This window comes from Salinicoccus halodurans, from assembly GCF_900114445.1.
Taxonomy (GTDB): Bacteria; Bacillota; Bacilli; order Staphylococcales; family Salinicoccaceae; genus Salinicoccus; species Salinicoccus halodurans.
The window spans coordinates 264,138-288,469 of record NZ_FOTB01000001.1; the positions used below are offsets into that span (position 1 = coordinate 264,138).

A 24,332-nucleotide genomic window follows, 5' to 3' on the forward strand; every position below is an offset into this window, starting at 1 on the left:
GCTTCTTACGTAAACGTCTAAGCATACAGACCACATCCCTCATTCAGCTTAAGTTTATTTTACATTATAGACGTATGACATGCAAAGACTTTATAATAAGAAGAAAGTGGAGGGATCGAATATGAAAGAAAAGCGGATTATTGAAACAATCCTTTTGGAGCGTGAAAGACAGGATCGGAACATGGTAAGGCTGGAGTTCAATGTACATCCTGATATTGTCGTCATGAATTTTATCTACGAAGAGCCGGCAGGGGATGAGGATGTGCATAAACAGCGCCATAACCATGATCCGGAACTTATGGACGAGGAAACTTTTGAAGCCTTGAAGAAAGAATTGTACGACAGGAATATCCCATTTAAACAAAGGCGCGACGAGTTCATGTAATGAACCCGTCGTTTTTTTGTCAGGAAATGAAAAAAGCCAGCCGAAGCTGGCGGGGGAACGGTCATTCAACCGGACGCGCACCGATTTTAGGTTCCATCGGCATATCTTCATCGATGCGGTCATAGAACATGATACCGTCAAGATGATCAAGTTCGTGCTGCAGGACGACGGCAAGCATGCCTTTCGCCTTGATTTCAACCGGGTTGCCTTCAATGTCGACGGCATTCACTTTAATCCTCTGATAGCGGTGTACCAGCCCGGCGATATCTTCATCGACACTCAGGCATCCTTCGCCTCCCGGAAGGTAGGTTTCTGTCACAGAATGACTTTTCACTTTCGGATTGATCAGCATGAAGTCATGGTCAATATCCCCTTCCCCATCCTCTATATATACCGCGAGCATTCTTTTATCCAGACCGATCTGCGGAGCCGCCAGTCCGACCCCGGGCCTGAGGCCGTATTTTTCAGCCGTCTCCTCGTTTTGGGAGTTCACGAGATATTCCCGCATCTCCTTGAGCTGATCGACTGTTTCTTTGTCTATTTCCTTTATCTCCGCAACTTTCTTCCGCAGCATCGGATCCGGATCGCGGATGATATCTTTTGTCGTGAGCATGATAAAACCCTCCTGTTTCATAAATACATTTATTTATTATACTATAATATACGAGGGATTGTGATATTCTCAAACTATAATATTTATCGAAATATGACTTTTGGAGGTTGGAGTATGAAAAAAATGATTGCGGGTCTGGTACTGGCAATGATGGTGACAGCCGGATGTTCATCTGATGAAGACGAGCTTCTGGATTTTTATAATGCGTTTCAAAAGACCGTTGAAGTGGAAAAGGAGATTGAGACAGTTTCCGAGGAGTTCGATTCCCTGGAGAGTGAGAAAGGTGAACTGCAGGAGTCTCTGGAAAATGCATCAAGGGAAGAGCTTCCTGAGATCAGCGCTCAGCTCGTGGAAAACACCGATGCCCGCATTGAGCAGCTGGATGCAGAAGTTGCAGTGATGGGGGACAGCAGAAGCCGCATGGAAACGTCCAGGCAGTATATAGAAGAAATATCCAATGGGTCCAACAGGGAAAAAGCAGAATCCCTGGTGGAAGCGATGGATGTAAGGTACAAGGCTCACGGGGATATGATCGGCAGTTATAAAGCTGTCCTCGAGAGCGAAAGAGAAATTTTTGAATATCTTGGAGAGGAGGACGTATCCCAGGATGAGGTGGATGAACGGCTGAACAGTCTGAGTGAGGAATACCAGCAGGTCGAAGAGAATGCCGCTGCTTTTGGAGAAGAGACTGAAAAAGTGAATGAAATCAAAAAAGAGATTGAAGATGTGATACAGGGATAGAGAATGGAAGCGCTGTATTATACAACAGATTTTACTGTTATAGTACAGAGAACCCTTTCAAACCAACGTTTCAGAGGATCTGTTATAGTCCCGTTTATTTTACTAATATAACAGCATATGATAAAATATAGTTAATCAATGAAAATTTGAAAGGTATGGTGAACAGTTTATGGCACCGAAGAAAAAATTCGATCCTGTAAAAGTTTTGCAAGAGATCGAAAGTAAGTTTGAAATGTTCCAGATTTTAGATATGGACGGCAAAATTGTCAACGAACAGGAAATGCCGGACTTGTCTGATGAAGATCTTGTTGAAATGATGGAACGGATGGTATGGACGCGTGTACTTGACCAGCGTTCAATTTCCCTGAACCGTCAGGGACGCCTCGGTTTCTATGCACCGACTGCAGGGCAGGAAGCTTCACAATTGGCGAGTCAGTATGCACTGGAAAAAGGAGACTACATCCTTCCGGGCTACCGTGATGTGCCGCAGCTCATATGGCACGGTCTTCCATTGACTCAGGCCTTCCTTTTCTCAAGAGGACACTTCAAAGGAAACCAGTTCCCTGAAGGCGTGAATGCACTCAGCCCGCAGATCATCATCGGCGCACAGTATGTACAGACTGCAGGTGTTGCATTGGGCATCAAGAAACGTGAAAAAGATGCTGTGGCGATCACTTATACAGGTGACGGCGGTACTTCCCAGGGTGACTTCTATGAAGGAATCAACTTTGCAAGTGCCTATGCTGCACCTGCAATCTTCGTAATCCAGAACAACAACTATGCAATCTCCACGCCGCGTGAACTGCAGACCGCTGCAAAAACACTTGCTCAAAAAGCAGTGGCTTCAGGTGTGCCGGGCGTTCTTGTAGACGGCATGGATCCGCTCGCAGTCTACAAAGTGACTAAAGATGCACGTGACCGTGCTGTTGCCGGCGAAGGACCGACTGTAATCGAAACATTGTGCTACCGTTACGGGCCGCACACGATGGCAGGCGACGACCCGACCCGCTACAGAACTTCAGACGAGGATTCTGACTGGGAGAAAAAAGACCCGCTCGTCCGTTTCCGCAAGTTCCTTGAAGAAAAAGGCCTGTGGAGTGAAGAGAAAGAGAACGAAGTGATGGAAAAAGCCAAAGAAGATGTTAAAGCTGCGATCAAAGAAGCGGACGGCACTGAAAAACAGACTGTCACGCAGCTCATGGAAAATATGTATGACGAAATGCCTGCCAATTTGAAAGAGCAGTATGAAGTATACAAAGAAAAGGAGTCGAAATAATCAATGGCACAGATGACAATGATTCAGGCAATCACTGATGCGATGGCCACTGAATTGAAAAATGACGAGAATGTCCTCGTCTTCGGTGAAGACGTCGGTGTAAACGGTGGTGTATTCCGTGCCACTGAAGGCCTTCAAAAAGAATTCGGTGAAGACCGTGTATTCGATACGCCGCTTGCCGAGAGCGGACTGACTTCCCTTGGACTCGGACTTACACTTGAAGATTACCGTCCGGTTGTCGAAATACAGTTCTTCGGCTTCCTTTTCGAAGCGATGGACGGTGTGGCCGGCCAGATTGCCCGTCACAGAGCACGTTCAGGTGCATCAAAAGAGATGCCGATTGTAATCCGTGCGCCATTCGGCGGCGGTGTACACACACCGGAACTGCACGCGGATTCACTCGAAGGTCTGATGGCTCAGACGCCGGGACTTAAAGTGATCATCCCTTCTAACCCGGTGGATGCAAAAGGTCTTCTGATCGAAGCAATCCGTTCCAATGATCCGGTTGTATTCCTGGAGCACATGAAACTCTACCGTTCATTCCGTGAAGATGTACCTGAGGAAGAGTACACAGTGGAAATCGGCAAAGCGAATGTCAAGCAGGAAGGCGACGATATTACGCTGATCGCATACGGGGCGATGGTACAGGAAGCGATGAAAGCAGCAGAGGCTCTTGCAGAAGAGGATATCTCAGCTGAAGTCATCGATCTCAGAACTGTATCACCAATTGATTATGAAACACTCGTTAAATCTGTCGAGAAAACAAACCGTGCGGTTGTCATTCAGGAAGCGCAGCGCCAGGCGGGAGTTGCAGCAAATGTTGCTTCAGAACTGTCCGAACGTGCAATCCTGAGCTTAGAGGCACCTATCATGCGTGTTACGGCACCTGATACTGTCTATCCTTTCACTCAGGCCGAGAGTATCTGGCTTCCAAACAAGGATGACATTATAGAACGTGCAAAACAGGTAATGGATTTTTAATCACCATTAAAGGAGGAAGTAACTATGGCATTTGAATTTAAGCTGCCGGATATCGGAGAAGGTATCCACGAAGGTGAAATCGTCAAATGGTTCATCGCGGAAGGCGAAGAAATCAAAGAAGATGATGTACTCGCAGAAGTACAGAACGACAAGGCTGTCGTAGAAATTCCGTCTCCGGTTGACGGTACAGTGAAGAAACTTCATGTTGAAGAAGGGACTGTGACTACTGTCGGGGAAACGATCGTAACAATCGATGACGGTTCCGAAGACAGCGGTGAGTCAGAATCATCCGAATCCAAGGATAAACCGGATGACTCCAAGAAAGAAGAAAAAACTGAAGAGAAATCTGAATCCAAGGAAGAAACAAAAGAGGATTCTTCCGAAGATAAAGAAACGGCGAAGAAAGAAACTTCAGGAGAGCGTGTTATCGCAATGCCGTCTGTACGCAAATTTGCCCGCGACAATGATGTAGATATCAATGAAGTGTCCGGCAGCGGTAAAAACGGCCGTGTACTGAAAGAAGATATCGAAGCATTCCAGGACGGTGGACAGACTTCTGAATCCACTGAAACTGAAGAGCAGACTTCTGAAGCACCTGCTTCCAAAGAGACAAAACAGGCAGCGCCTGAAGGTCAATATCCGGAAACCCGTGAGAAAATGAGCGGCATGAGAAAAGCGATTGCGAAAGCAATGGTCAATTCCAAACAGACATCCCCTCACGTTACACACCTGGATGAAGTTGAAGTTGAAGCACTTTGGAACCACAGGAAGAAATTCAAAGATGTGGCTGCAGAGCAGGGTGTCAAACTGACATTCCTTCCGTATGTCGTAAAAGCGCTCGTATCTATGCTTAAAAAATTCCCTGAAATGAACTCTTCAATTGATAATGAAACATTTGAAGTAATTCAGAAACATTACTATAATGTAGGTATTGCTGCCGATACAGAGAGAGGTCTTGTTGTACCTGTAGTTAAAGAAGCGGACAAGAAATCAATGTTCGAAATTTCTGATGAAATCAACCAGCTTGCCGGCAAAGCGCGTGATGGCAAGTTGTCTGGTGAGGAAATGAAGGGCGGATCCATGACGATTTCCAATCTTGGGTCAGCTGGCGGACAATGGTTCACACCGGTTATCAACCAGCCGGAAGTCGCTATCCTCGGAATCGGCCGTATTGAGCAGAAACCTATGGTGGTGGATGGTGAGATCGTTGCGAAACCAGTGCTTGCACTTTCTATGAGCTACGACCACAGACAGATTGATGGAATGACAGCACAGAATGCATTGAACCACGTTAAGCGTCTGCTTAACAACCCAGAACTATTACTAATGGAGGGATAAGAGCATATGGTAGTTGGAGATTTTCCTATTGAAACTGATACTATAGTAGTTGGCGCCGGACCGGGCGGATATGTTGCAGCAATCCGTGCTGCACAGCTCGGTCAGAAAGTGACAATCGTTGAGAAGGGCGACCTTGGCGGTGTATGTCTGAACGTTGGATGTATTCCATCCAAAGCAATGATTTCCTCTTCACACCGTTTTCATCAGGCGCAGCACTCAGAAGACATGGGTGTAGTGACTGAGGGCGTCAAACTCGACTTTTCAAAAGTACAATCTTTCAAAGAGAGCGTAGTCAAGAAACTTGTTGGCGGCGTTGAAGGATTGCTTAAAGGCAACAAAGTGGAAATCGTTAAAGGCGAAGCTTATTTCGTCGACTCTAACAAAATGAAAGTCATGGATGAAAAACAATCCCAGACTTATGAATTCAAAAATGCAATTATCGCTACAGGTTCACGTCCGATTGAAATCCCAGGATTCAAATTCGGGAAACGTGTACTGGATTCCACAGGAGCACTTGCTCTTGAAGAAAAACCTGAAAAACTTGTTGTAATCGGCGGGGGCTATATCGGTTCCGAGCTTGGAACTGCTTATGCCAACTTCGGTACAGAAGTCACTATTTTGGAAGGTACCAAAGACATCCTCGGCGGATTCGAAAAACAGATGACGCAGGTAGTCAAAAAGAACCTTAAGAAAAAAGGCGTTACAATCGAAACCGAAGCGATGGCACAATCTGCCGAGGAAACAGACAATGGCGTCAAAGTCACTTATGAAGTCAAAGGCGAAACGAAAGAACTCGAAGCGGACTATGTACTAGTTACAGTCGGCCGCCGTCCTAACACTGACGAACTCGGACTTGAAGAAGTCGGGATCAAGATGAGTGACAAAGGTCTTGTTGAAGTGGACAAGCAATCCAGAACTTCTGTAGATAACATTTTTGCGATTGGTGACATTGTTCCCGGTCTCCCGCTTGCTCACAAAGCAAGCTATGAAGCTAAAGTTGCAGCGGAAGCAATCTCTGGTGAGAAATCAGAAGTGGATTACCTCGGTATCCCTGCTGTATGTTTCACTGAACCGGAACTGGCGACTGTCGGATACAATGAAGCAGATGCAAAAGAAGCCGGATTCGAAGTTAAGACAGGTAAATTCCCGTTCGCAGCAAATGGACGTGCACTCGGTCTTAACGAAACTGAAGGTTTTGTCAAACTTGTTTCCCGTAAAGAAGATGGGCTTCTTCTCGGTGCACAGGTAGCAGGTACAGGAGCTTCAGACATAATTGCTGAACTTGGTCTTGCGGTTGAAACAGGCATGACTGCTGAAGATATCGCTCTGACAATCCATGCACATCCGACACTCGGTGAAATTCCGATGGAAGCGGCAGACGTCGTTCTTGGCAAACCAATCCACACTATGTAATGATCCAAATTATAAATCAGGCGTCCTTAAACAGGGCGCCTTTTTTCATACAGGAGGTGACTCTGATCCATGACTGAAGAATATAATTACCCGATTGATGTCGACTGGACAACAGAAGAAGTCATCGATGTCGTGCAATTTTTTGAAGCAGTTGAAATGGCATTTGATAAAGGGGTGGCATCCGGGGTTCTGAAAGAGAATTACAACAGATTCAAACAAGTCGTCCCTTCCAAAGCTGAAGAGAAAACACTATTCAGAGAGTTTAAGCAAAATAGCGGAATGGAAGCGTATCAGGCTGTAAAACAGCTGAAAGATACAGAAGAAGACGGACAGATGATAAAAGCATGACACAAACAGGCTGTGACTTTCACAGCCTGTTTGTGTCTACATATTATATTGAGGAAAAAATTCCACCATTCGTGATAGGTATGTTTGATTAAAATATGCTGTGTAGGGTAATATTCTATATAAAGACATAAACTTTTGGAGGAGAATATGGCTAAAAAACAATACACACAAACAGTAGAACCGGTCAGCCGGATAGCCGAAAAGATTTTTGGCTGGCTGGCATGGCTGGCATTGCTCGCGGTTACAGGTTTTATTTTATTCTTTGCTCTGGTTATGGTAAATGACCCTGCATTCATCGAGTCGTTCAGACAGCAGATGCAGAATTCATTGTCCCAGATGGATACAGGCGGTGTTTCGACAGAACAGATGACTGATCAGATGCTCAGTATGTTGAACAGTTCATGGATGATTGCACTTTACCTCGCAGTGCCGCTGATTCTGGGAATCTTCGGACTTCTCACGATGAGACGCAGAATACTGGCAGGTTTCCTGCTGCTCATAGCAGGTATTCTGACGGCTCCGATGGTGATTTTCGTCATTACAGGTCTTATCCCGCTCTTCTTCGTCATTGCAGCTATTCTGCTCTTTGTTAGAAAAGACCGTGTCATCACTCATGACGACAGCTACTCTGCCGGAGAAGAGAGAAGACGGGATGACAGACTCGAGGATCTCCGCGGCTCTGAAGATGACAGAGCGGGCAGAAACACTGCTGCCGGTACAGCCGGTGCGGCATACGGAAGACAGAACGATGATATGGACAAAGATGATGTGAAGACTTATGACCGTCCGGCACAATCCCGGAATCGCAGCTACGAGGAAAACGATCTTGAGTCGACCCGTCAGTATCGTGCGATAGATGACGAAACTGAGCGTGATTACAGAGCCCGGAAAGAAGGAAATGCTGATTCCGGCATTGTCACTTACGATGATGAGCGTTTTGAACGCGGGGATGACCGTTATGTTGATAATGACAGCATCAGAGGGGACTCCGACAGGTATGTTGACGGAAATATCGATTCAGCAGAAACAACCGAGCCCGTGACGGAAGAAGAGTACGAAAGACGCGGCGGAACAACCGGTTTTAATGATGAAGTTTCAGAGGATGACGGTGAAACTCTGAATGATACAGATGATAAACGTCGTAATTCAATGAGAAACAATGAATATGATTATGATGCTTCACGTGAGAGAAGGAATAATCTGGACCGTCGCAATAACGATGAATAACCGTGATGACAAAAGCACCCCCGATCCTGATTCAGGATCGGGGGTGCTTTATGGTCCTATTGGGGTTTTAAATAATCAAGATAGATTTCACTTACGGTTTCCAACTGGCATGAAGGAGTTATATCACCGCTTATATTCAAAACTGAGTGGCTCATTGTCAGTTTCTGTGTGTAGATGCCGAAGTTGTTGAGTATCGGCAGTATCTTTTCCCGGGTGCATCTTTCAGGATGAAGCGTGCCATCAAGTTTTCCCTGTTCTATAATCTGCAGGAAATGATCGACGATTTTTCTGCGGGCTTCAAAGTAGGGGAGAAGGTTTTCCACCGGTTCTGTTGTGTTATCTATATAGACCTGGAATGCATCATTGAATTTTGCGGTATTTGCTGATGGACTGATGTGGATGCCTTTCATGTAATCGAAACAATCTTCAATCTTTTCATAGGCCGTCTTATCCGGGTGGTTCAATATATTTTTAAAAGCGTCTGCTTCAGATTCCATTATTGAAATTGCTGCTGCTAAAATCAGTTGTTCTTTTTTCGGAAAGTACCGGAACAGTGTTGCGATCCCAATACCTTCTGCATCAGCGATTTCCTGCATGTGCACAGCATTAAACCCTTTTTCCACAAAAAAGGCTTTTGCCGTTTTGATAATGCTGGAACGCCGGCGTTCTTTATTAGTTTCGCGTAACCCCATTTTGCTGTCTCCTTTATATAATCTATAATCATTATAATATAAAACCCGCAATTTATATATCAAAATCATATACTTTTTCAGACTGGATTAAAAATTTACGGTCTGATCTCCATTTATTTTTCAAACCATATATGTAAGCGATGCCAGTACCTGCCCGACGATTGAAAGAAGGCGGAGATCTAAATGATTATATTTAAAAGATTCAAAAGATTTTAAATAAATACCTAGGATAATTTTGAATTATCTGCTAATATACTCTTTATAGTTTCAAACGAAACTGAATAAGTTGCGGTCCATTTAAGGAGGGTGTGTTATGAATGCTGTAGCCAGGTTCAGCCAGTTTGTGGGGAACACTTTCGCAGTCTGGGTGATTTTATTTGCAGTAATGTCGTTTTTATTCCCCGGAGGGTTTACGTGGATTGGTGCCTATATCAATCTGCTGCTGGGAATAATCATGTTCGGCATGGGTCTCACTCTGAAGCCCGAAGATTTCAAAAGAGTACTGAAAGCACCAAAAATAGTATTTATAGTGGTGGCTGCCCAATATACAATCATGCCGCTCATTGCTCTGGGACTCGTATTCCTGTTCCAGCTGCCGCCTGAAATTGCAGTGGGTGTGATTCTGGTCGGGTGCGCACCGGGAGGAACGTCCTCCAATGTCATGACATTCCTTGCAAAAGGGAATACGGCGCTGTCTGTTACAGCGACAGCGGTTTCCACTGTGCTCGCTCCGATACTGACGCCGGCACTGACACTGCTGCTTGCCAGCGCATGGCTGCCTGTGTCATTCATGGACTTATTTGTATCGATCTTACAGATTGTTCTTGTTCCTGTCATTCTGGGAATTGTAGTGAGATACTTGGCGGGTGACCGTATAGAAAAAGGTATTGCAGTATTGCCGCTTGTATCAGTGATCGGCATAGTTGGAGTTGTTACGGCGGTTGTTTCGGGGAACACTGAGGCAATTGTCCAATCCGGGCTGCTGATATTCCTTGTCGTCATTCTCCATAATATGATTGGCTATACTGTCGGTTTCCTGGCAGCTAAAATGTTTGGCTTAAAACTTGCAGATCAGAAAGCGACTTCAATAGAAGTCGGAATGCAAAACTCGGGGCTTGCTGCAGCGCTGTCTGCAGCACACTTCTCACCATTGTCCGCAGTACCTGCGGCATTGTTCAGTGTCTGGCACAATATTTCCGGTTCACTGATTGCCACATGGATGAGTAAAAAGACCGATGGCAGTGAAATGCCGGAAGTTGATGAAAAGGCAGATGCCGACGGAGTACGTGTATAATAAAAGAATCAAATGATACTGAAAGGTGGTCCACAGTATGTCTACTGAGGGAAAAACAAAAAAAGATCTTCGCATCAAAAGTCATGTTTATACTGAAAGCAATGTAAAAGCACCGAACCGGGCGATGCTCCGGGCGGTCGGATTGACCGATGAAAGCTTTACAAAACCTCAAATCGGGATTGCAAGCACATGGGCTGAAGTTACGCCGTGTAACATGCATCTGAACGATCTTGCACTGGAGGCTAAAAAGGGGGCGCAGGAAGCCGGTGGTGTACCGCTGCAATTTAACACGATCACAGTATCCGATGGTATTTCCATGGGAACCCAGGGTATGCGCTACTCCCTGCCATCCCGTGACCTGATTGCTGATTCAATCGAAACGGTCGTCGGTGCTGAAAACCTTGACGGTCTGGTTGCAATCGGTGCGTGTGACAAAAACATCCCGGGCTGCGCCATTGCGATTGCAAACGCTGAAGTGCCGGCTGTCTTTGCATACGGAGGTACCATCGCACCGGGCAACCTGCGCGGTGCAGATATCGATCTGGTATCTGTTTTCGAAGGTGTGGGTAAACATAACAACGGCGATATCGATGATAAAGAACTGAATGCCATCGAGTGCAGTGCATGTCCGGGTGCGGGTGCATGCGGCGGCATGTATACAGCAAATACTATGGCTTCTGCAATGGAGGCGATGGGTCTGAGCCTGCCGGGCAGTGCATCGAACCCTGCTGAATCCAAAGCGAAAGCAGAAGATATTAAAGCAGCCGGTGAAGCGGTGTACAACCTGCTGGAAAAAGGTATTTATCCGAAAGATATCATGACACGGGATGCATTTGAAAATGCAATCACCGTGGTCATGGCGCTGGGTGGTTCAACAAACGCAATACTTCATATCCTTGCAATCGCACATGCCGCAGAGGTGGATATCACAATCGACGACTTCAACCGCATGCAGGAAAAAGTGCCGCATCTTGCGGACTTGAAACCAAGCGGCCGCTACGTGATGCAGGACCTCTATAAAGCGGGCGGTGTACAAGGCGTCATGAAGATGCTTCACAGAGAAGGATTCATCCATGGGGACTGCATGACAGTAACAGGGAAGACTGTTGCTGAAAACCTGGCAGAAGTGGATGATCTTAAAGACGGACAGGATGTCATCATGCCGCTTGATAATCCAAAGCGTGCAGACGGACCGTTGATTGTACTTAAAGGGAATCTTTCACCGACAGGTGCAGTCGCAAAAGTTTCCGGTGTCAAAGTGAAACACCACGAAGGCCCTGCCCGTGTATTCGATACAGAAAAAGAAGCGATGGATGCTGTGCTTAATGACGAGATTAAGGAAGGCGATGTGCTTGTCATCCGCTACGTCGGTCCGAAAGGCGGACCGGGTATGCCTGAAATGCTGTCTGTATCCAGCCTCCTCGTCGGCAAAGGAATGGGAGAGAAAGTTGCATTGCTCACAGATGGACGCTTCTCGGGCGGAACACATGGACTTGTAGTCGGACACATTTCACCCGAGGCGCAGGCGGGCGGACCGATTGCATTCCTGCGGGAAGGAGATGTTGTCACAATCGATTCCGATAAAAAGGAAATTTCATTCGCTGTATCCGATGAAGAAATCGAGCAGCGTAAAGCGGAATGGACCGCACCGGCGCTTTATAAAAAAGGCGTGCTCGGTAAATATGCACATAACGTGACATGTTCATCCCAGGGTGCTGTAACGGACTTTCTGACTAAATAAATCTGAATTCAACCCCCCTCTCCGGTTCTTGCCGGAGAGGGGGTTTTAACATAAAAAACGAAAAAATTATAAAAATATCGTTTTTTGTCTAAACCTTGATATGAAAGGAATGTAAGCGATATCATTATCAGAAATATTAGACAATTTAAAATAATTTATCATTTAGGTGTTGATTTCTTTTCCTAAACGTTATAAGATTACTTTCAATATCACATATCAGAAATGTCTGATAAATGTTTTATCGGGCATGGATATAGAAAAACGACGAAGGGACCTTATGACAAGGGCGACAATTACCAGAGACCCGGGAAGTGCTGGAAACCGGGATTTGTCAAAGTCATAACTCTCGACCCTGAGTGCCGGACTGAAAGATGACTTCATCGAATAGGCTGAGCCGGGTGCTACACCACCCGTTACCAAAACGAACTGCAGACTGCAGTTCACGAGGCATCCGCCGCAAGGCGCATGCAGACGTGGGTGGTACCGTGAAAGGTGACTCTTTTCTCCCCATACTGATACTTATTTCAAAATAAGTATCTTTAGGGAGGAAAGAGTCTTTTTTATTCCGACAAGCTTTCCGCAGGCCGTACACAAAGGAGCCGCGTGAACCATAAGGAGGTAAGTGGTAATGAAAACTCAAACACAAAATGAAATGAAAATTGAAGAACAGGAACAAAAGCTGAGAACAGGAGCAGATTTGTTTATCGAGTCACTGGTTGAACAGAATGTCGATACAGTGTTCGGTTACCCGGGTGGTGCTGTACTTCCGATCTACGATGCACTGCACCGCGCCGAAGCTCCGTTCCAGCATATCCTCTGCAGACATGAGCAGGGGCTCATCCATGCAGCCGAAGGCTATGCAAGAGTGACAGGAAAGCCGGGTGTCGTCATTGCCACTTCTGGCCCGGGAGCGACCAATCTGGTAACGGGTATCACAGATGCAATGATGGATTCACTTCCGGTAGTCGTATTCACCGGTCAGGTATCGACTGCAGTGATCGGCACGGACGCTTTCCAGGAAGCGGACGTCATCGGAATCACGACACCGATCACGAAGCACAACTATCAGGTGACAGACCTTAAAGAGTTGCCGAAAGTCATAAATGCAGCATTCCATATCGCTACAACAGGACGGCCGGGGCCGGTTGTTGTAGATATCCCGAAAAACATCGCACAGGAAATTTCCGATGAGAGTTTCAGCAGAGACTTCCATCTTCCGGGCTACCAGCCGACGGTAAAGCCGAATCCGCTTCAAATCAGAAGGCTGGCTGAAGCACTCGCGACAGCGAAGCGGCCAGTACTGCTGGCCGGAGCCGGCATCCATTTTGCAGATGCGGATAAAGAGCTGCTTGAATTTGCAGAAAAATATAATCTGCCGGTAACGACGACCTTGCTTGGACTGGGAAGCTTCCCGGGAGGACATGAACAGGCACTCGGAATGGCCGGCATGCACGGGTCATATGCGGCCAACATGGCAATCTACGAAGCGGACCTGCTCATCAATATCGGAGCAAGGTTCGATGACAGGCTGACCGGGGCACTTCAGCATTTCGCCCCGAACGCCAAAGTGGCCCATGTTGATATCGATCCGGCTGAAATCGGTAAAAATGTTGAAACGAACATACCGGTCGTCGGAGACGCGAAAGAAGCGCTGCAGGGATTGCTTAAAATTGATATTGAAAAAGAAGACTGCACCGAATGGTACAAGAGTGTACTGGATAATAAAAGCAGCAGCCCCTTCTGGTTCGAACGTTCAGATGATCTGATCTCGCCTCAATGGCTGATCGAGGAACTACATCGTGAAACATCCGGAGAAGCGATCATCACAACAGACGTGGGACAGCATCAGATGTGGGCAGCACAGTTCTATCAGTTCAATGAACCGCACAAATGGGTAACCTCAGGCGGGCTTGGAACGATGGGGTTCGGAGTTCCTGCAGCGATCGGCGCCCAGCTGGGCCGGCCGGGGGAGACGGTCGTATCGATTGTCGGTGACGGCGGTTTCCAGATGACGATGCAGGAACTGGCGGTCATCAAACAGCATCAGCTGCCAATCAAGCTGATCATCGTCAATAACGAAGCCCTTGGCATGGTCAGACAGTGGCAGGAGGACTTTTATGAAGAAAGGTATTCCTCATCCCTGATGACGGAAAACCCGGATTTTGTAAAACTGGCTGAGGGATTCGGCATCAAGGGTGTCAGAGTTGCAAATGAAGCGGATGTCCCCGGAGTGATGAAAGAAGTATTTTCCTACGATGGTCCGGTACTGGTGGATGCAAGAGTCCAGAAACTGGACAAAGTGTTCCCGATGGTTGCACCAGGCAAGGGAAATCATGAAATGTTAGGGGTGAGAAGATGCAGCGAATAATCACTGCCACCGTTCAGAATTCAAGCGGTGTGCTGAACAGGATTACAGGGATGCTCTCCAAGCGGGCATTCAACATCGAAAGCATCACCGTCGGAACTTCTGAGATTGAAGGCATTTCAAAAATGACTTTTGTTGTGGATGTTTCAGATGAGAGCAAGATTGAACAGCTGACAAAACAGCTGAACAAACAGATAGATGTACTGAAAGTCAACGACATCACCGACTATTCGATCGTTGCGAGGGAACTTGCGCTGATCAAGGTAGGGAGTACAAGTGCCACACGTTCTGAAATCCAGGGCATCATCGAGCCATTCAGAGCCAGGGTGCTCGATATCTCACGCGACAGCATGATTATTGAAGTGACAGGCAAGCCCGATAAGGTGGAAGCATTGGCAGACCTGCTCCAGCCGTACGGAATCATAGAGCTCAAGCGGACAGGGGTGACGGCTTTCCGACGTGGAAAGCAGCCCAGGCAACAGGTCCAGGACTTCGGCTCGATAAGCATCTGATACAGTGACAATTGAATTAACATATAGAAGAAACTAAAAAACAAACTCAAATATTGGAAGGAAGATTATAATGACAAAAGTATTTTATGACAAAGACATCAACAAAGCGGCGCTCGAAGGTAAAAAAGTTGCAATCGTAGGTTATGGATCACAGGGCCATGCCCATGCACAGAACCTTCGGGACAGCGGATATGAAGTAGTAGTCGGCCTCCGCCCGGGAAAATCCCAGGATAAGGCGAAAGAAGATGGCTTTGAAACAAAATCAGTGGCTGACGCAGTGGCACAGGCGGATGTTACAATGGTCCTCCTTCCAGACGAGAACCAGCCGAAAGTCTACGAAGAAAGCATCAAAGATAACTTGAAATCAGGCAGTGCACTTGCATTCGCGCATGGTTTCAACATCCATTTCAACCAGGTTGTTCCAAGGGAGGATGTCGACGTATTCCTCGTTGCTCCAAAAGGACCGGGACATCTGGTGCGCAGAACATATGAAGAGGAAGCGGGTGTTCCTGCACTGTATGGTGTATTCCAGGATGTGACAGGAAATGCAACAGATGTGGCAATGGCGTATGCAGCCGGAATCGGTGCTGCAAGAGCCGGCGTTCTTGAGACTTCATTCCAGGAAGAGACTGAAACGGATCTCTTCGGTGAACAGGCAGTACTCTGCGGCGGGCTGACAAGCCTTGTGAAAGCAGGATTCGAAACGTTGACGGAAGCGGGTTACCAGCCGGAAGTCGCATACTTCGAATGTCTTCATGAGATGAAACTCATCGTTGATCTCATGTACGAAGGCGGAATGGAAAACATGCGCTACTCCATCTCTGATACAGCCCAGTGGGGTGACTTCGTATCCGGACCGCGCGTGGTCAATGACGAAACGAAAGCACGCATGAAAGATGTGCTTACAGAAATCCAGAATGGTGAATTTGCCAAAGGATGGATCCTTGAGAACCAGGCGGGCCGTCCACAATATAACGCAATCAACAATAAAGAATATCAGCATCCAATCACTAAAGTGGGTCAGGACCTGCGCGAGTTGATGCCTTTTGTCAAGCAGCCGGTCAGTGACAAAAAGAAAGAAGGGAATGTTCATGTCACGAATTAGAATCTTTGATACCACACTTCGGGATGGTGAACAGTCCCCGGGGGTCAACCTTAACAAGATGGAAAAACTAGAAATCGCAAAACAGCTGGAAAAGCTCGGTGTTGATGTGATGGAAGCCGGTTTCCCGGCCTCTTCGGAAGGTGACTTCCAGGCGGTAAAGCTGATTGCTGATACGATTAAAGACGTATCAGTGACAGCACTTGCCCGTACGCGGAAAGAGGATATCGACAGGGCGTGGGAAGCATTGAAAAATACGCCGACACCGAGAATCCATATCTTTTTGGCGACGTCTCCGATCCACATGGAATATAAACTGAAAATGACACCTGAGCAGGTGATCCAGCAGTCCGTGGATATGGTTAAATACGCCAAAGAGAGATTCAAGGAAGTGGAATGGTCCGCTGAAGATGCAACCCGTTCCGACTGGGAATTCATGGCTAAGATTATCGAGCAGGTCATCGATGTCGGTGCAACGGTGATCAACCTGCCGGATACGGTTGGATACACCACGCCGGATGAATACGGCCGTATGTTCAAATATATGAAGGAAAATGTACCGAATATCAACAAAGCCGATCTTTCATGCCATTGCCATAATGATCTCGGTCTTGCAGCGGCAAACACAATGGCAGCGATTGAAAATGGTGCAACACAGGTCGAGGGGACGATAAACGGCATCGGTGAACGTGCAGGTAACGTTGCTTTGGAAGAAGTGGCGGTCGCCCTCCATATCCGTTCCGACCGGTACAGCTATGAAACAGGGCTTAAATTGAATGAAATCAAACGTACAAGCGATCTGATTGCAAAACTTTCAGGTATGTACGTACAGGCGAACAAAGCAATCATCGGCCGGAACGCCTATGCACACGAAGCCGGTATCCACCAGGATGGCGTATTGAAAAATGCAGAAACATACGAAATCATTACACCGGAACTTGTCGGCGTATCTTCCAATACACTGTTCATGGGAAAACATTCAGGAAAGCATGCATTTAAAGACAAGATTAAAGAGTTCGGTGTGGAAATGACAGATGATGAAATCAAAGCCACATTCAAACGTTTCAAAGAACTGACGGATCATAAACGAGAAGTGACCGATGATGATATATACACCTTAATCATGGAAACAAAAACCGAACATTCAGCGGTGGACAAATATACACTGGATAATTTCCAGGTGAACTACGGCACCGCGAATATTACTACGGCTACAGTTTCGCTTAAGACACCTGAAGGCAGCACGATCCAGACTGCAGCGACGGGTAACGGAAGTGTCGAAGCATTGTACAAGACAATTCAGGAACTTATAGATGCAGAACTCAAACTTCTGGATTACCAGCTCAACTCGGTAGGCGGCGGAAAAGATGCACTCGCAGAATCCCACGTCCAGCTCGTGGTCAATGGAGAAACAGTCAATGGCCGCGGTACAGCCCAGGATGTCATCGAGGCATCGGCAAATGCTTATATCAATGCAGTTAACAGATATCTTATAAAAACACAGGCAGTAAAAGAGGCAGAAATAGTCAACGGATAAAAATTTTTGGATGGAGGGGTTCAGATGAGAAAGCAAATTATTATGTTGCCTGGCGACGGAGTTGGACGAGAAATTATGGAAGGTGCCAAAGCAGTGCTTAATGCAGTGGCCGGCGAGTACCATCACGAATTCATTTTCCATGAGCATGCAATCGGCGGCGATGCAATCGACCGTTACGGCATACCATTGCCTGAGGAAACTGTGAAAGCCTGCGGCAGTGCGGATGCAGTATTGCTCGGAGCAGTCGGCGGACCGAAATGGGACGATGTGGAAGCTGCAAAAAGACCTGAAAGAGGGCTTCTTGGCATCCGCAAGTCACTTGGCCTGTTTGCGAATCTGCGTCCCGTAACAGGATTCAGTTCTCTTGTGCATTCCTCCCCTCTGAAAACGGAAATCGTTGACGGTTGTGATATTCTGATTGTCCGTGAACTGACCGGCGGCCTTTATTTCGGTACTCCGAGTGAGAGAAGGGACGGCGGCAACTCGGTTGTCGATACATTGAGGTACACACGTCTGGAAATAGAGCGGATCGTAGAAAAAGGATTTGAATCGGCCATGATGAGAAACGGCCGTCTGACCTCCGTGGATAAGGCGAATGTTCTTGAATCCAGCAGAATGTGGAGAGAAGTGGTCAATGAAAAAGCACAGCACTATCCCGATGTGGAAGTAGAGCATCTGCTCGTAGATGCTGCAGCGATGAAATTGATCACGAATCCAAAACAGTTCGATGTCATTGTTACCGAAAATCTGTTCGGCGATATTTTAAGCGATGAAGCATCAGTATTGACAGGATCGCTCGGAATGCTGCCTTCCGCCAGTGTCCGTACAGATGGAGTGGGTCTTTATGAACCGGTCCATGGTTCCGCGCCGGATATCGCGGGTCAGGATATTGCAAACCCGCTCGGAATGATCCTTTCATCAGCAATGATGCTCCGCCATTCATTCGGAATGGAAGATGAAGCGGAGGAAATAGAGCGTGCTGTGAATGACACGCTTGAAGCCGGGTTCCACACAGCGGATCTTGATCTTAAAAAAGGCAGGATTGTCGGTACGCAGGAAATGGCGAAAAAAGTGATTGAAAATCTTTCGACAAAGAGCATTTCAAATGCAATTTGCAGCTCGTATATGTAGGGAAAAGGTGTATTGATATGGGAAAAACTATTATTGAAAAAATTTGGGAAAATCATATAGTGCATTCGGAAGCGGATAAGCCGGATCTGATTTATATCGATCAGCATCTTGTCCATGAAGTGACTTCACCGCAGGCCTTTGAAGGGCTGCGGCTGAATAACCGCAGGGTGAGGCGGCCGGACCTGACATATGCAACGATGGACCACAACGTGCCGACGAAGGACAGAGAGGTCATCAAAGACGAGATATCAAAGAAGCAGATGGAGACGCTGCGTAAAAACTGTGCAGACTTCGGTGTGAAACTTGCGGATATGTATCACCCGGACCAGGGTATCGTCCATGTAATCGGACCGCAGCTCGGCCTGACTCAGCCGGGTAAGACAATCGTCTGTGGTGACAGTCATACTTCCACCCACGGTGCTTTCGGTGCACTTGCATTCGGTATAGGGACAAGTGAAGTGGAACATGTGCTCGCAACCCAGACACTGATGCAGTCGGAACCGAAGACGATGAACGTCAAAGTGAATGGCCGACTTGAACCCGGTGTCACTGCAAAAGACCTCATTTTGGCAATCATTGCGAAGTTCGGTGTGAAATTCGGCACGGGACACGTCATCGAATATACAGGAGAAGCAATCAGGAACCTGTCGATGGAAGGGCGCATGACAGTATGTAATATGTCCATCGAAGGCGGTGCGCGTGCCGGACTGATCAGTCCGGACGACACGACGGTGGAGTTCCTGCGCGGCCGTGAATATGTGCCGAAGGGTGAAGCATTCGACGCGCGTGCGGAAGAATGGCTGCGCCTTGCGACAGATGAGGATGCGGTTTATGACATCACGCTTGAGATCGATGCTGCAGAAGTAGAACCCCAGGTATCATGGGGAACGAACCCAAGCATGGTCGTACCTATCAGTGCCGCAACACCATCTGTCTCCAATGTTGAGAACAAGGATGAAGTCAAAAGGGCGCTCGAATACATGGGACTTGAAGAGAATCAGCCGATTTCTTCCATAGAGATCGACCATGTATTCATCGGTTCCTGTACAAACTCAAGGCTTCCCGATCTGCAGAATGCAGCAGATATCGTCAAAGGCCACAGAGTCAAGGATGGTGTCAGGGCAATCGTTGTTCCGGGATCATTCAGCGTCAAGATGCAGGCGGAAGAGCTTGGTATCGACCGGGTATTCAAAGAGGCGGGATTCGAATGGAGAGAATCCGGATGCAGCATGTGCCTTGCGATGAACGATGATATCGTTCCGGCAGGCGGCCGCTGTGCATCCACGTCAAACCGCAACTTTGAGGGTCGCCAGGGCTCCGGTGCACGGACGCACCTTGTAAGCCCTGAAATGGCAGCTGTCGCTGCAATCGAAGGGACATTTACAGATGTAAGGAAATTCAAAGCCGGAGTGCCGAGTTAGGAGGAGAGAAGATGGAAGCGATCAGTGAACATAAAGGAAAGGTATTTCCACTGGATAGAAGTAATGTGGATACCGACCAGATCATTCCCAAGCAATTCCTGAAACGTGTCGAACGCACAGGCTTCGGCCAGTTTGTATTCCATAACTGGCGGTTCGATGATGATGGAAACAGACGTGAAGGATTCGAGATGGACGACAGTAAGTTTGAAGATGCATCTATTCTCCTGGCAGGTGAAAACTTCGGCTGTGGATCCTCCCGGGAGCATGCTCCATGGGCACTCCTGGATTACGGATTCAAAGTGATCATTGCACCAAGCTATGCGGATATTTTCTATAATAATGCATTCAAAAATGGCATCATCCTCATCAAAGCGGATGAAACCCAGATCAAAGAATGGATGAAGAAATCCGAAGACGGGAAATATGAACTGCATGTGGATTTGAAAAAGCAGGAGATTGTGGATGCAGACGGCAACGTCGTCACTTTCGATATTCCCGGCTACCACAAAGAGAAACTTCTGAATGGCTGGGATGATATCGCATTGACTTTATTGCTCGACGAGAAAATCAAGGAATACGAGGATAAGCAGCCAGAGGCTGTGACGCCCCTCGCCAACGATGGGATTTTTAAATAATATAAATTTTAAATCCAAATAATTAATCAAGGAGTGTGACTTATATGGGGATTTCCTGACTGGTGGATTAGTCCATGACGCCTGGAAGCGTTTGGATCATGTTGTCCATCAAACACCGATACGAACATCAGCTACAACGAATCTGCGCACTGGCAAAAACATTTATTTTAAAATGGAGAACCAGCAAAAAACCGGGGCTTTCAAATTCAGGGGTGCAAGTTACAAACTGATGCGTCTCTCCCGCAGTGAACTTGACCGCGGGGTGATCACTGCATCTGCAGGCAATCATGCCCAGGGGCTGGCACTGGCTGCCTATAAACTTGGAGTCAAAGCGACGATATATATGGCAGAGGCAACACCTGAAGCGAAAGTTCAGGCGACGAGAGGGTACGGCGCGGAAGTTATACTCACTGGAGAAAGCTTCCAGGAAGCTTATGAGGCTTCGCTTAAGCAACAGGAGAGATGCGGTGCCACATATGTCCATCCATTCGATGACTATGACATCATGGCAGGACAGGGGACAGTGGCGCTGGAGTTGCTTCAGCAGGAAAACAGGATTGATACAATCGTCGTTCCGATTGGCGGAGGCGGTCTCATCAGCGGCATCGCTGTTGCAGCTAAATCAGTGAACCCGGATATAAAAGTCATCGGTGTGCAGGCGGCAGCCGCCCCTGCAATGCATACTGCATACCACCGCGGCGTCATCCAGAAGCTGGACAAAGTCTCTACAATTGCTGAGGGCATCGCTGTAAAACAGCCTGGTGAAAAAACGTTACCATTCATCAAAAACTACGTTGATGATGTAATAACAGTCAGCGAGGAAGAAATCGCAGACGCCATGGTGAATATGCTCGAACGCGGCAAGTCACTGGTTGAAGGCGCAGGAGCATCTGCATTCGCGGGATTATTGTCACATAATGATCAGATCAGTTCCAGGCATTGTGGAGTAATCGTCAGCGGCGGCAATTTTGATATCAGCCGGATGGCTGATATCCAGTCGCTTGCAAATCAGTTGAAACCCGAACAGTCCCACGCAACCCTTGCATTTTAAAATTCAAATGCTCTGGGGATTGACCGAGATTCATGCCCGTCACTTGTATGGTGGCGGGTTATTTTTCATATAAAGAAGCCGGAGTCAGATTGATCCGGCTCCGGTTCCATTATCATTAATACAGTTTGACGAGTTCATCCATGACCGCTTCAAGATCTCTGAGGAAGATGTCATCGCTTTTGAATGCTTCATCATCCGGCTGATATACTTTGCCGACAAGGAATTCACCTTTTTTAACATTTTTCAGGCGGATGAGCCCGGCTTCAAGATCTTCATCACTCATCCCGGACAGCGGTGTCTTCGCCGGTTTCATATGATCGAGCGACACCTGGTAATTTTGAGGGAATTCACGGAACAGCTCAAAATTATCCAGCCATCTGTCTGCAGCTGCTTTTTTGTCAGGTGATTCATAGATTACTCCGTACATGCAGAATGCATGGTCGCCGAACAGACCGATCTGGAAATGCGGCATCATTTTATATCCGCGAGGGTTTGTGCTGAAGCTTACCCATGTATCATCCGGTGGATTGGTCTTTCTGCGGGCATGTTTTGCAACATGTGCAAATTGTTCTTCCCCTGTGAGCTCGGTCAGGTACTCACTGAAGTGTGCACCAAGGTTCTCGAGCTTGGGGCGGATGTTCGATTTGAGTGCTTCCATCCGGGGTTCCAGCCCTTCGATATCGAATATTTTAAAATCTTTATTGGTAAAATGATAGTCTGGCATTTTACGGCTCCTTTCAAAACATTACTTATATGATAAAATAACGAGTGACGGCAATCAAACATTTGAGGTGGACATTTATGGAAATTTACGAGTTTGGAAAACACCTGATCAACGACGCGGGTGTTTTTATCAGGAAAAGGATGCTGCAGGACTTCAAGGTCGATGCAAAACTGAACCCGAATGACCTGGTGACTGACGTTGACCATGAAACGGAAGCATTCATCTATGAACGGATTCTGGAGCGTTATCCGGATCACAGAATCATCGGTGAAGAGGGGCACGGAACTGACATTGAGGATACAGAAGGTGTCCTGTGGATTGTCGACCCGATTGACGGCACATTGAATTTCGTACATCAGCTCCAGAACTTTGCTGTTTCAATCGGTGTATATATCGATGGTGAACCCTATTGCGGCATGATCCTGGATGTCATGAATGATAATCTCTTCCATGCCAGGGCGGGAGAAGGTGCCTATAAGAATGATGTCCGTCTCAAACATGTTGCGGATACAAAACTGGCACAATCCCTGGTATGTGTAAATGCAAACTGGGTAGTCAAAGACCATATCGGACAAACATTTACAAAAGTGGTCAAAGATGCCCGAAGTACGCGTTCCTACGGTTCTGCCGCCCTCGATCTGGCAAATACAGCCCAGGGCATCGTCAACGGGGCACTGTTCTTCCGGCTGCATCCATGGGATTATGCCGCGGGCATGATCATTTTAGCTGAAGCGGGAGGCCTCACAACAAATCTGCTCGGAGAGGAAATCGATATTCTCAAAAAAGACAGTGTGCTTGCAGGGAACCCCAGCATTCACAAGGAACTGCAGCAATACTTCATCAATGATGATAAATTCGTCCGCAGTCACAGAAAAGCTCACGGTGAAAAATAATATATGCGTTCTTTATTGTCCAGCTTCCTGAAGTTGGACTTTATTATCTTCTGCAGCGTATATTCGCTGAGGTCGGTATTGATATGATCTTTGATGTCCCGTCTGGTGTAGACTTCATCGGGTATGATCCTGCTGTACAGGGAGAAATATTCTTTAATCTGATTTTCAAGACCCACCACGGCTCCGCAGGAGCTGCACATGAAAAGCCGGTTGCTCAGCATCTGCATGTCAAACGCGTGACAGTCGGCGCATTTCATACCTTTTTTCAGGCCGTCCATATTCACAGTGTAATCCCTGTGTCTGTTCAAAATTTTGTAGAAGCCGGGTGATGGTTCTTTTTTTTAATGACAGCGGAATGTTCGATGGCCTTTAAATAATAGGGCAGGTTTTTGGCGGCGAGGAACAGCTCCGATTGCCTGCCGTTCATTTTGAAGCCGCTGTTCATCATTACATATTTTAAAATGATCGGCCGCTGGAATTTACCTTCATCGATGAGCTGTTCGCGGAACATCTCATATATACGCCCGCTCCTGTTCAAATCAAGCGCCGCCTCATGGTTTTCATGGCAGAGGATATTGAATGGGTTGATATAATATTCGCCTTCCAGGTCATGCAGGACAAAGAGGTAATAGCAGTAATCTGTCACGATGAGCACGTTGACTATTTCATAATCGCTGTCGACCAGAATTTCGGTATGCCAGTGTATTTTCATGTTATGTGTTTTTATTTTGGCCAGTTCAATTTCGAATCTGGCTTCCAGTTTTTCCATGCGCTGCATTGCTTTGAATTCCTGTTTTTCGGTATCTGAGAAGGGGAGGCGGTTATAGAGGAATTCATATACTTTCAACTTTTCATCTTTATCTCTCATTGCAATCACTCCTGTAAATTTGGTTACAGACATTGTTGACCGGA

Annotated in this window: 24 protein-coding genes; 19 read left to right on the top strand and 5 right to left on the bottom strand. The window is 47.0% G+C overall.

Annotated features, from left to right (window positions below):
• The first annotated feature begins 79 nt into the window (after window positions 1-79).
• The gene (locus BM271_RS01305) at window positions 80-385 is read left to right on the top strand and encodes a hypothetical protein (protein WP_234960365.1); all 306 of its coding nucleotides are present in this window, start codon (window positions 80-82) and stop codon (window positions 383-385) included.
• Window positions 386-446: 61 nt separating this feature from the next.
• Here the strand turns inward: BM271_RS01305 and def are convergent, their stop codons facing one another.
• On the bottom strand, window positions 447-998 hold the full coding sequence (gene def / locus BM271_RS01310; protein WP_046789841.1) for a peptide deformylase: 552 nt from the start codon (window positions 996-998) through the stop codon (window positions 447-449).
• 114 nt (window positions 999-1,112) lie between these two features.
• Between def and BM271_RS01315 the strand changes: the two genes are divergently transcribed.
• From BM271_RS01315 to BM271_RS01345, 7 genes are all read left to right on the top strand, one after another.
• Window positions 1,113-1,739, top strand: coding sequence for a YkyA family protein (locus tag BM271_RS01315; RefSeq protein ID WP_046789842.1), 627 nt, complete (start codon window positions 1,113-1,115; stop codon window positions 1,737-1,739).
• 169 nt (window positions 1,740-1,908) lie between these two features.
• A complete protein-coding gene (gene pdhA, locus BM271_RS01320) occupies window positions 1,909-3,015 on the top strand; it encodes a pyruvate dehydrogenase (acetyl-transferring) E1 component subunit alpha (protein ID WP_046789843.1) in 1,107 nt (368 codons plus the stop codon).
• Window positions 3,016-3,018: 3 nt separating this feature from the next.
• Window positions 3,019-3,996 carry an alpha-ketoacid dehydrogenase subunit beta gene (locus BM271_RS01325; RefSeq protein ID WP_046789844.1) on the top strand — a complete coding sequence of 326 codons (978 nt, stop codon included), beginning with the start codon at window positions 3,019-3,021 and terminating at the stop codon, window positions 3,994-3,996.
• A gap of 24 nt (window positions 3,997-4,020) precedes the next feature.
• Window positions 4,021-5,334, top strand: coding sequence for a dihydrolipoamide acetyltransferase family protein (locus BM271_RS01330; protein ID WP_046789845.1), 1,314 nt, complete (start codon window positions 4,021-4,023; stop codon window positions 5,332-5,334).
• Between the two features lie 6 nt (window positions 5,335-5,340).
• Entirely contained in the window at window positions 5,341-6,747 is a 1,407-nt protein-coding gene (lpdA, locus tag BM271_RS01335) for a dihydrolipoyl dehydrogenase (protein ID WP_046789846.1), read from the top strand.
• A 69-nt stretch (window positions 6,748-6,816) separates the two neighbouring features.
• The gene (locus BM271_RS01340; protein WP_046789847.1) at window positions 6,817-7,095 is read left to right on the top strand and encodes a UPF0223 family protein; all 279 of its coding nucleotides are present in this window, start codon (window positions 6,817-6,819) and stop codon (window positions 7,093-7,095) included.
• A 147-nt stretch (window positions 7,096-7,242) separates the two neighbouring features.
• A complete protein-coding gene (locus BM271_RS01345; protein ID WP_046789848.1) occupies window positions 7,243-8,322 on the top strand; it encodes a DUF4064 domain-containing protein in 1,080 nt (359 codons plus the stop codon).
• Window positions 8,323-8,378: 56 nt separating this feature from the next.
• Here the strand turns inward: BM271_RS01345 and BM271_RS01350 are convergent, their stop codons facing one another.
• Entirely contained in the window at window positions 8,379-9,014 is a 636-nt protein-coding gene (locus BM271_RS01350; protein ID WP_046789849.1) for a TetR/AcrR family transcriptional regulator, read from the bottom strand.
• Window positions 9,015-9,327: 313 nt separating this feature from the next.
• Between BM271_RS01350 and BM271_RS01355 the strand changes: the two genes are divergently transcribed.
• From BM271_RS01355 to ilvA, 10 genes are all read left to right on the top strand, one after another.
• Window positions 9,328-10,308: a bile acid:sodium symporter family protein gene (locus BM271_RS01355; RefSeq protein WP_046789850.1), complete on the top strand. Its 981-nt coding sequence runs from the start codon at window positions 9,328-9,330 to the stop codon at window positions 10,306-10,308.
• A gap of 37 nt (window positions 10,309-10,345) precedes the next feature.
• The gene (ilvD, locus tag BM271_RS01360; protein ID WP_046789851.1) at window positions 10,346-12,049 is read left to right on the top strand and encodes a dihydroxy-acid dehydratase; all 1,704 of its coding nucleotides are present in this window, start codon (window positions 10,346-10,348) and stop codon (window positions 12,047-12,049) included.
• Window positions 12,050-12,677: 628 nt separating this feature from the next.
• Window positions 12,678-14,417 carry a biosynthetic-type acetolactate synthase large subunit gene (ilvB, locus tag BM271_RS01365; RefSeq protein WP_046789852.1) on the top strand — a complete coding sequence of 580 codons (1,740 nt, stop codon included), beginning with the start codon at window positions 12,678-12,680 and terminating at the stop codon, window positions 14,415-14,417.
• Window positions 14,405-14,926, top strand: a complete 522-nt coding sequence (gene ilvN, locus BM271_RS01370; RefSeq protein ID WP_046789853.1) for an acetolactate synthase small subunit — start codon at window positions 14,405-14,407, stop codon at window positions 14,924-14,926. The genes ilvB and ilvN overlap by 13 nt, the downstream gene beginning before the upstream one ends.
• Before the next feature lie 70 nt (window positions 14,927-14,996).
• Window positions 14,997-16,031 carry a ketol-acid reductoisomerase gene (gene ilvC / locus BM271_RS01375; protein ID WP_046789854.1) on the top strand — a complete coding sequence of 345 codons (1,035 nt, stop codon included), beginning with the start codon at window positions 14,997-14,999 and terminating at the stop codon, window positions 16,029-16,031.
• On the top strand, window positions 16,018-17,565 hold the full coding sequence (locus BM271_RS01380; protein WP_046789855.1) for a 2-isopropylmalate synthase: 1,548 nt from the start codon (window positions 16,018-16,020) through the stop codon (window positions 17,563-17,565). Before ilvC ends, BM271_RS01380 begins: the two co-directional genes overlap by 14 nt.
• A gap of 24 nt (window positions 17,566-17,589) precedes the next feature.
• Window positions 17,590-18,696 (top strand): 3-isopropylmalate dehydrogenase, encoded by a 1,107-nt coding sequence (leuB, locus tag BM271_RS01385; RefSeq protein ID WP_046789856.1) that lies wholly within the window; start codon window positions 17,590-17,592, stop codon window positions 18,694-18,696.
• A gap of 17 nt (window positions 18,697-18,713) precedes the next feature.
• Window positions 18,714-20,117: a 3-isopropylmalate dehydratase large subunit gene (gene leuC, locus BM271_RS01390; RefSeq protein ID WP_046789857.1), complete on the top strand. Its 1,404-nt coding sequence runs from the start codon at window positions 18,714-18,716 to the stop codon at window positions 20,115-20,117.
• An 11-nt stretch (window positions 20,118-20,128) separates the two neighbouring features.
• Window positions 20,129-20,752: a 3-isopropylmalate dehydratase small subunit gene (leuD, locus tag BM271_RS01395; protein WP_046789858.1), complete on the top strand. Its 624-nt coding sequence runs from the start codon at window positions 20,129-20,131 to the stop codon at window positions 20,750-20,752.
• A 91-nt stretch (window positions 20,753-20,843) separates the two neighbouring features.
• Entirely contained in the window at window positions 20,844-21,803 is a 960-nt protein-coding gene (gene ilvA, locus BM271_RS01400; RefSeq protein WP_074924521.1) for a threonine ammonia-lyase, read from the top strand.
• A gap of 115 nt (window positions 21,804-21,918) precedes the next feature.
• Here ilvA and BM271_RS01405 read toward each other — a convergent pair whose 3' ends face one another.
• Window positions 21,919-22,527, bottom strand: a complete 609-nt coding sequence (locus BM271_RS01405) for a YktB family protein (protein ID WP_046789860.1) — start codon at window positions 22,525-22,527, stop codon at window positions 21,919-21,921.
• A 77-nt stretch (window positions 22,528-22,604) separates the two neighbouring features.
• Between BM271_RS01405 and BM271_RS01410 the strand changes: the two genes are divergently transcribed.
• Window positions 22,605-23,420, top strand: coding sequence for an inositol monophosphatase family protein (locus BM271_RS01410; RefSeq protein ID WP_046789861.1), 816 nt, complete (start codon window positions 22,605-22,607; stop codon window positions 23,418-23,420).
• Here the strand turns inward: BM271_RS01410 and BM271_RS01415 are convergent.
• Window positions 23,405-23,698 carry a hypothetical protein gene (locus BM271_RS01415; protein WP_158462225.1) on the bottom strand — a complete coding sequence of 98 codons (294 nt, stop codon included), beginning with the start codon at window positions 23,696-23,698 and terminating at the stop codon, window positions 23,405-23,407. The two genes, BM271_RS01410 and BM271_RS01415, sit on opposite strands and share 16 nt — an antisense overlap.
• Window positions 23,699-23,724: 26 nt before the next feature.
• Complete coding sequence (locus BM271_RS01420) at window positions 23,725-24,288, bottom strand: hypothetical protein (protein ID WP_046789863.1); 564 nt, start codon at window positions 24,286-24,288, stop codon at window positions 23,725-23,727.
• Window positions 24,289-24,332: the final 44 nt, after the last annotated feature.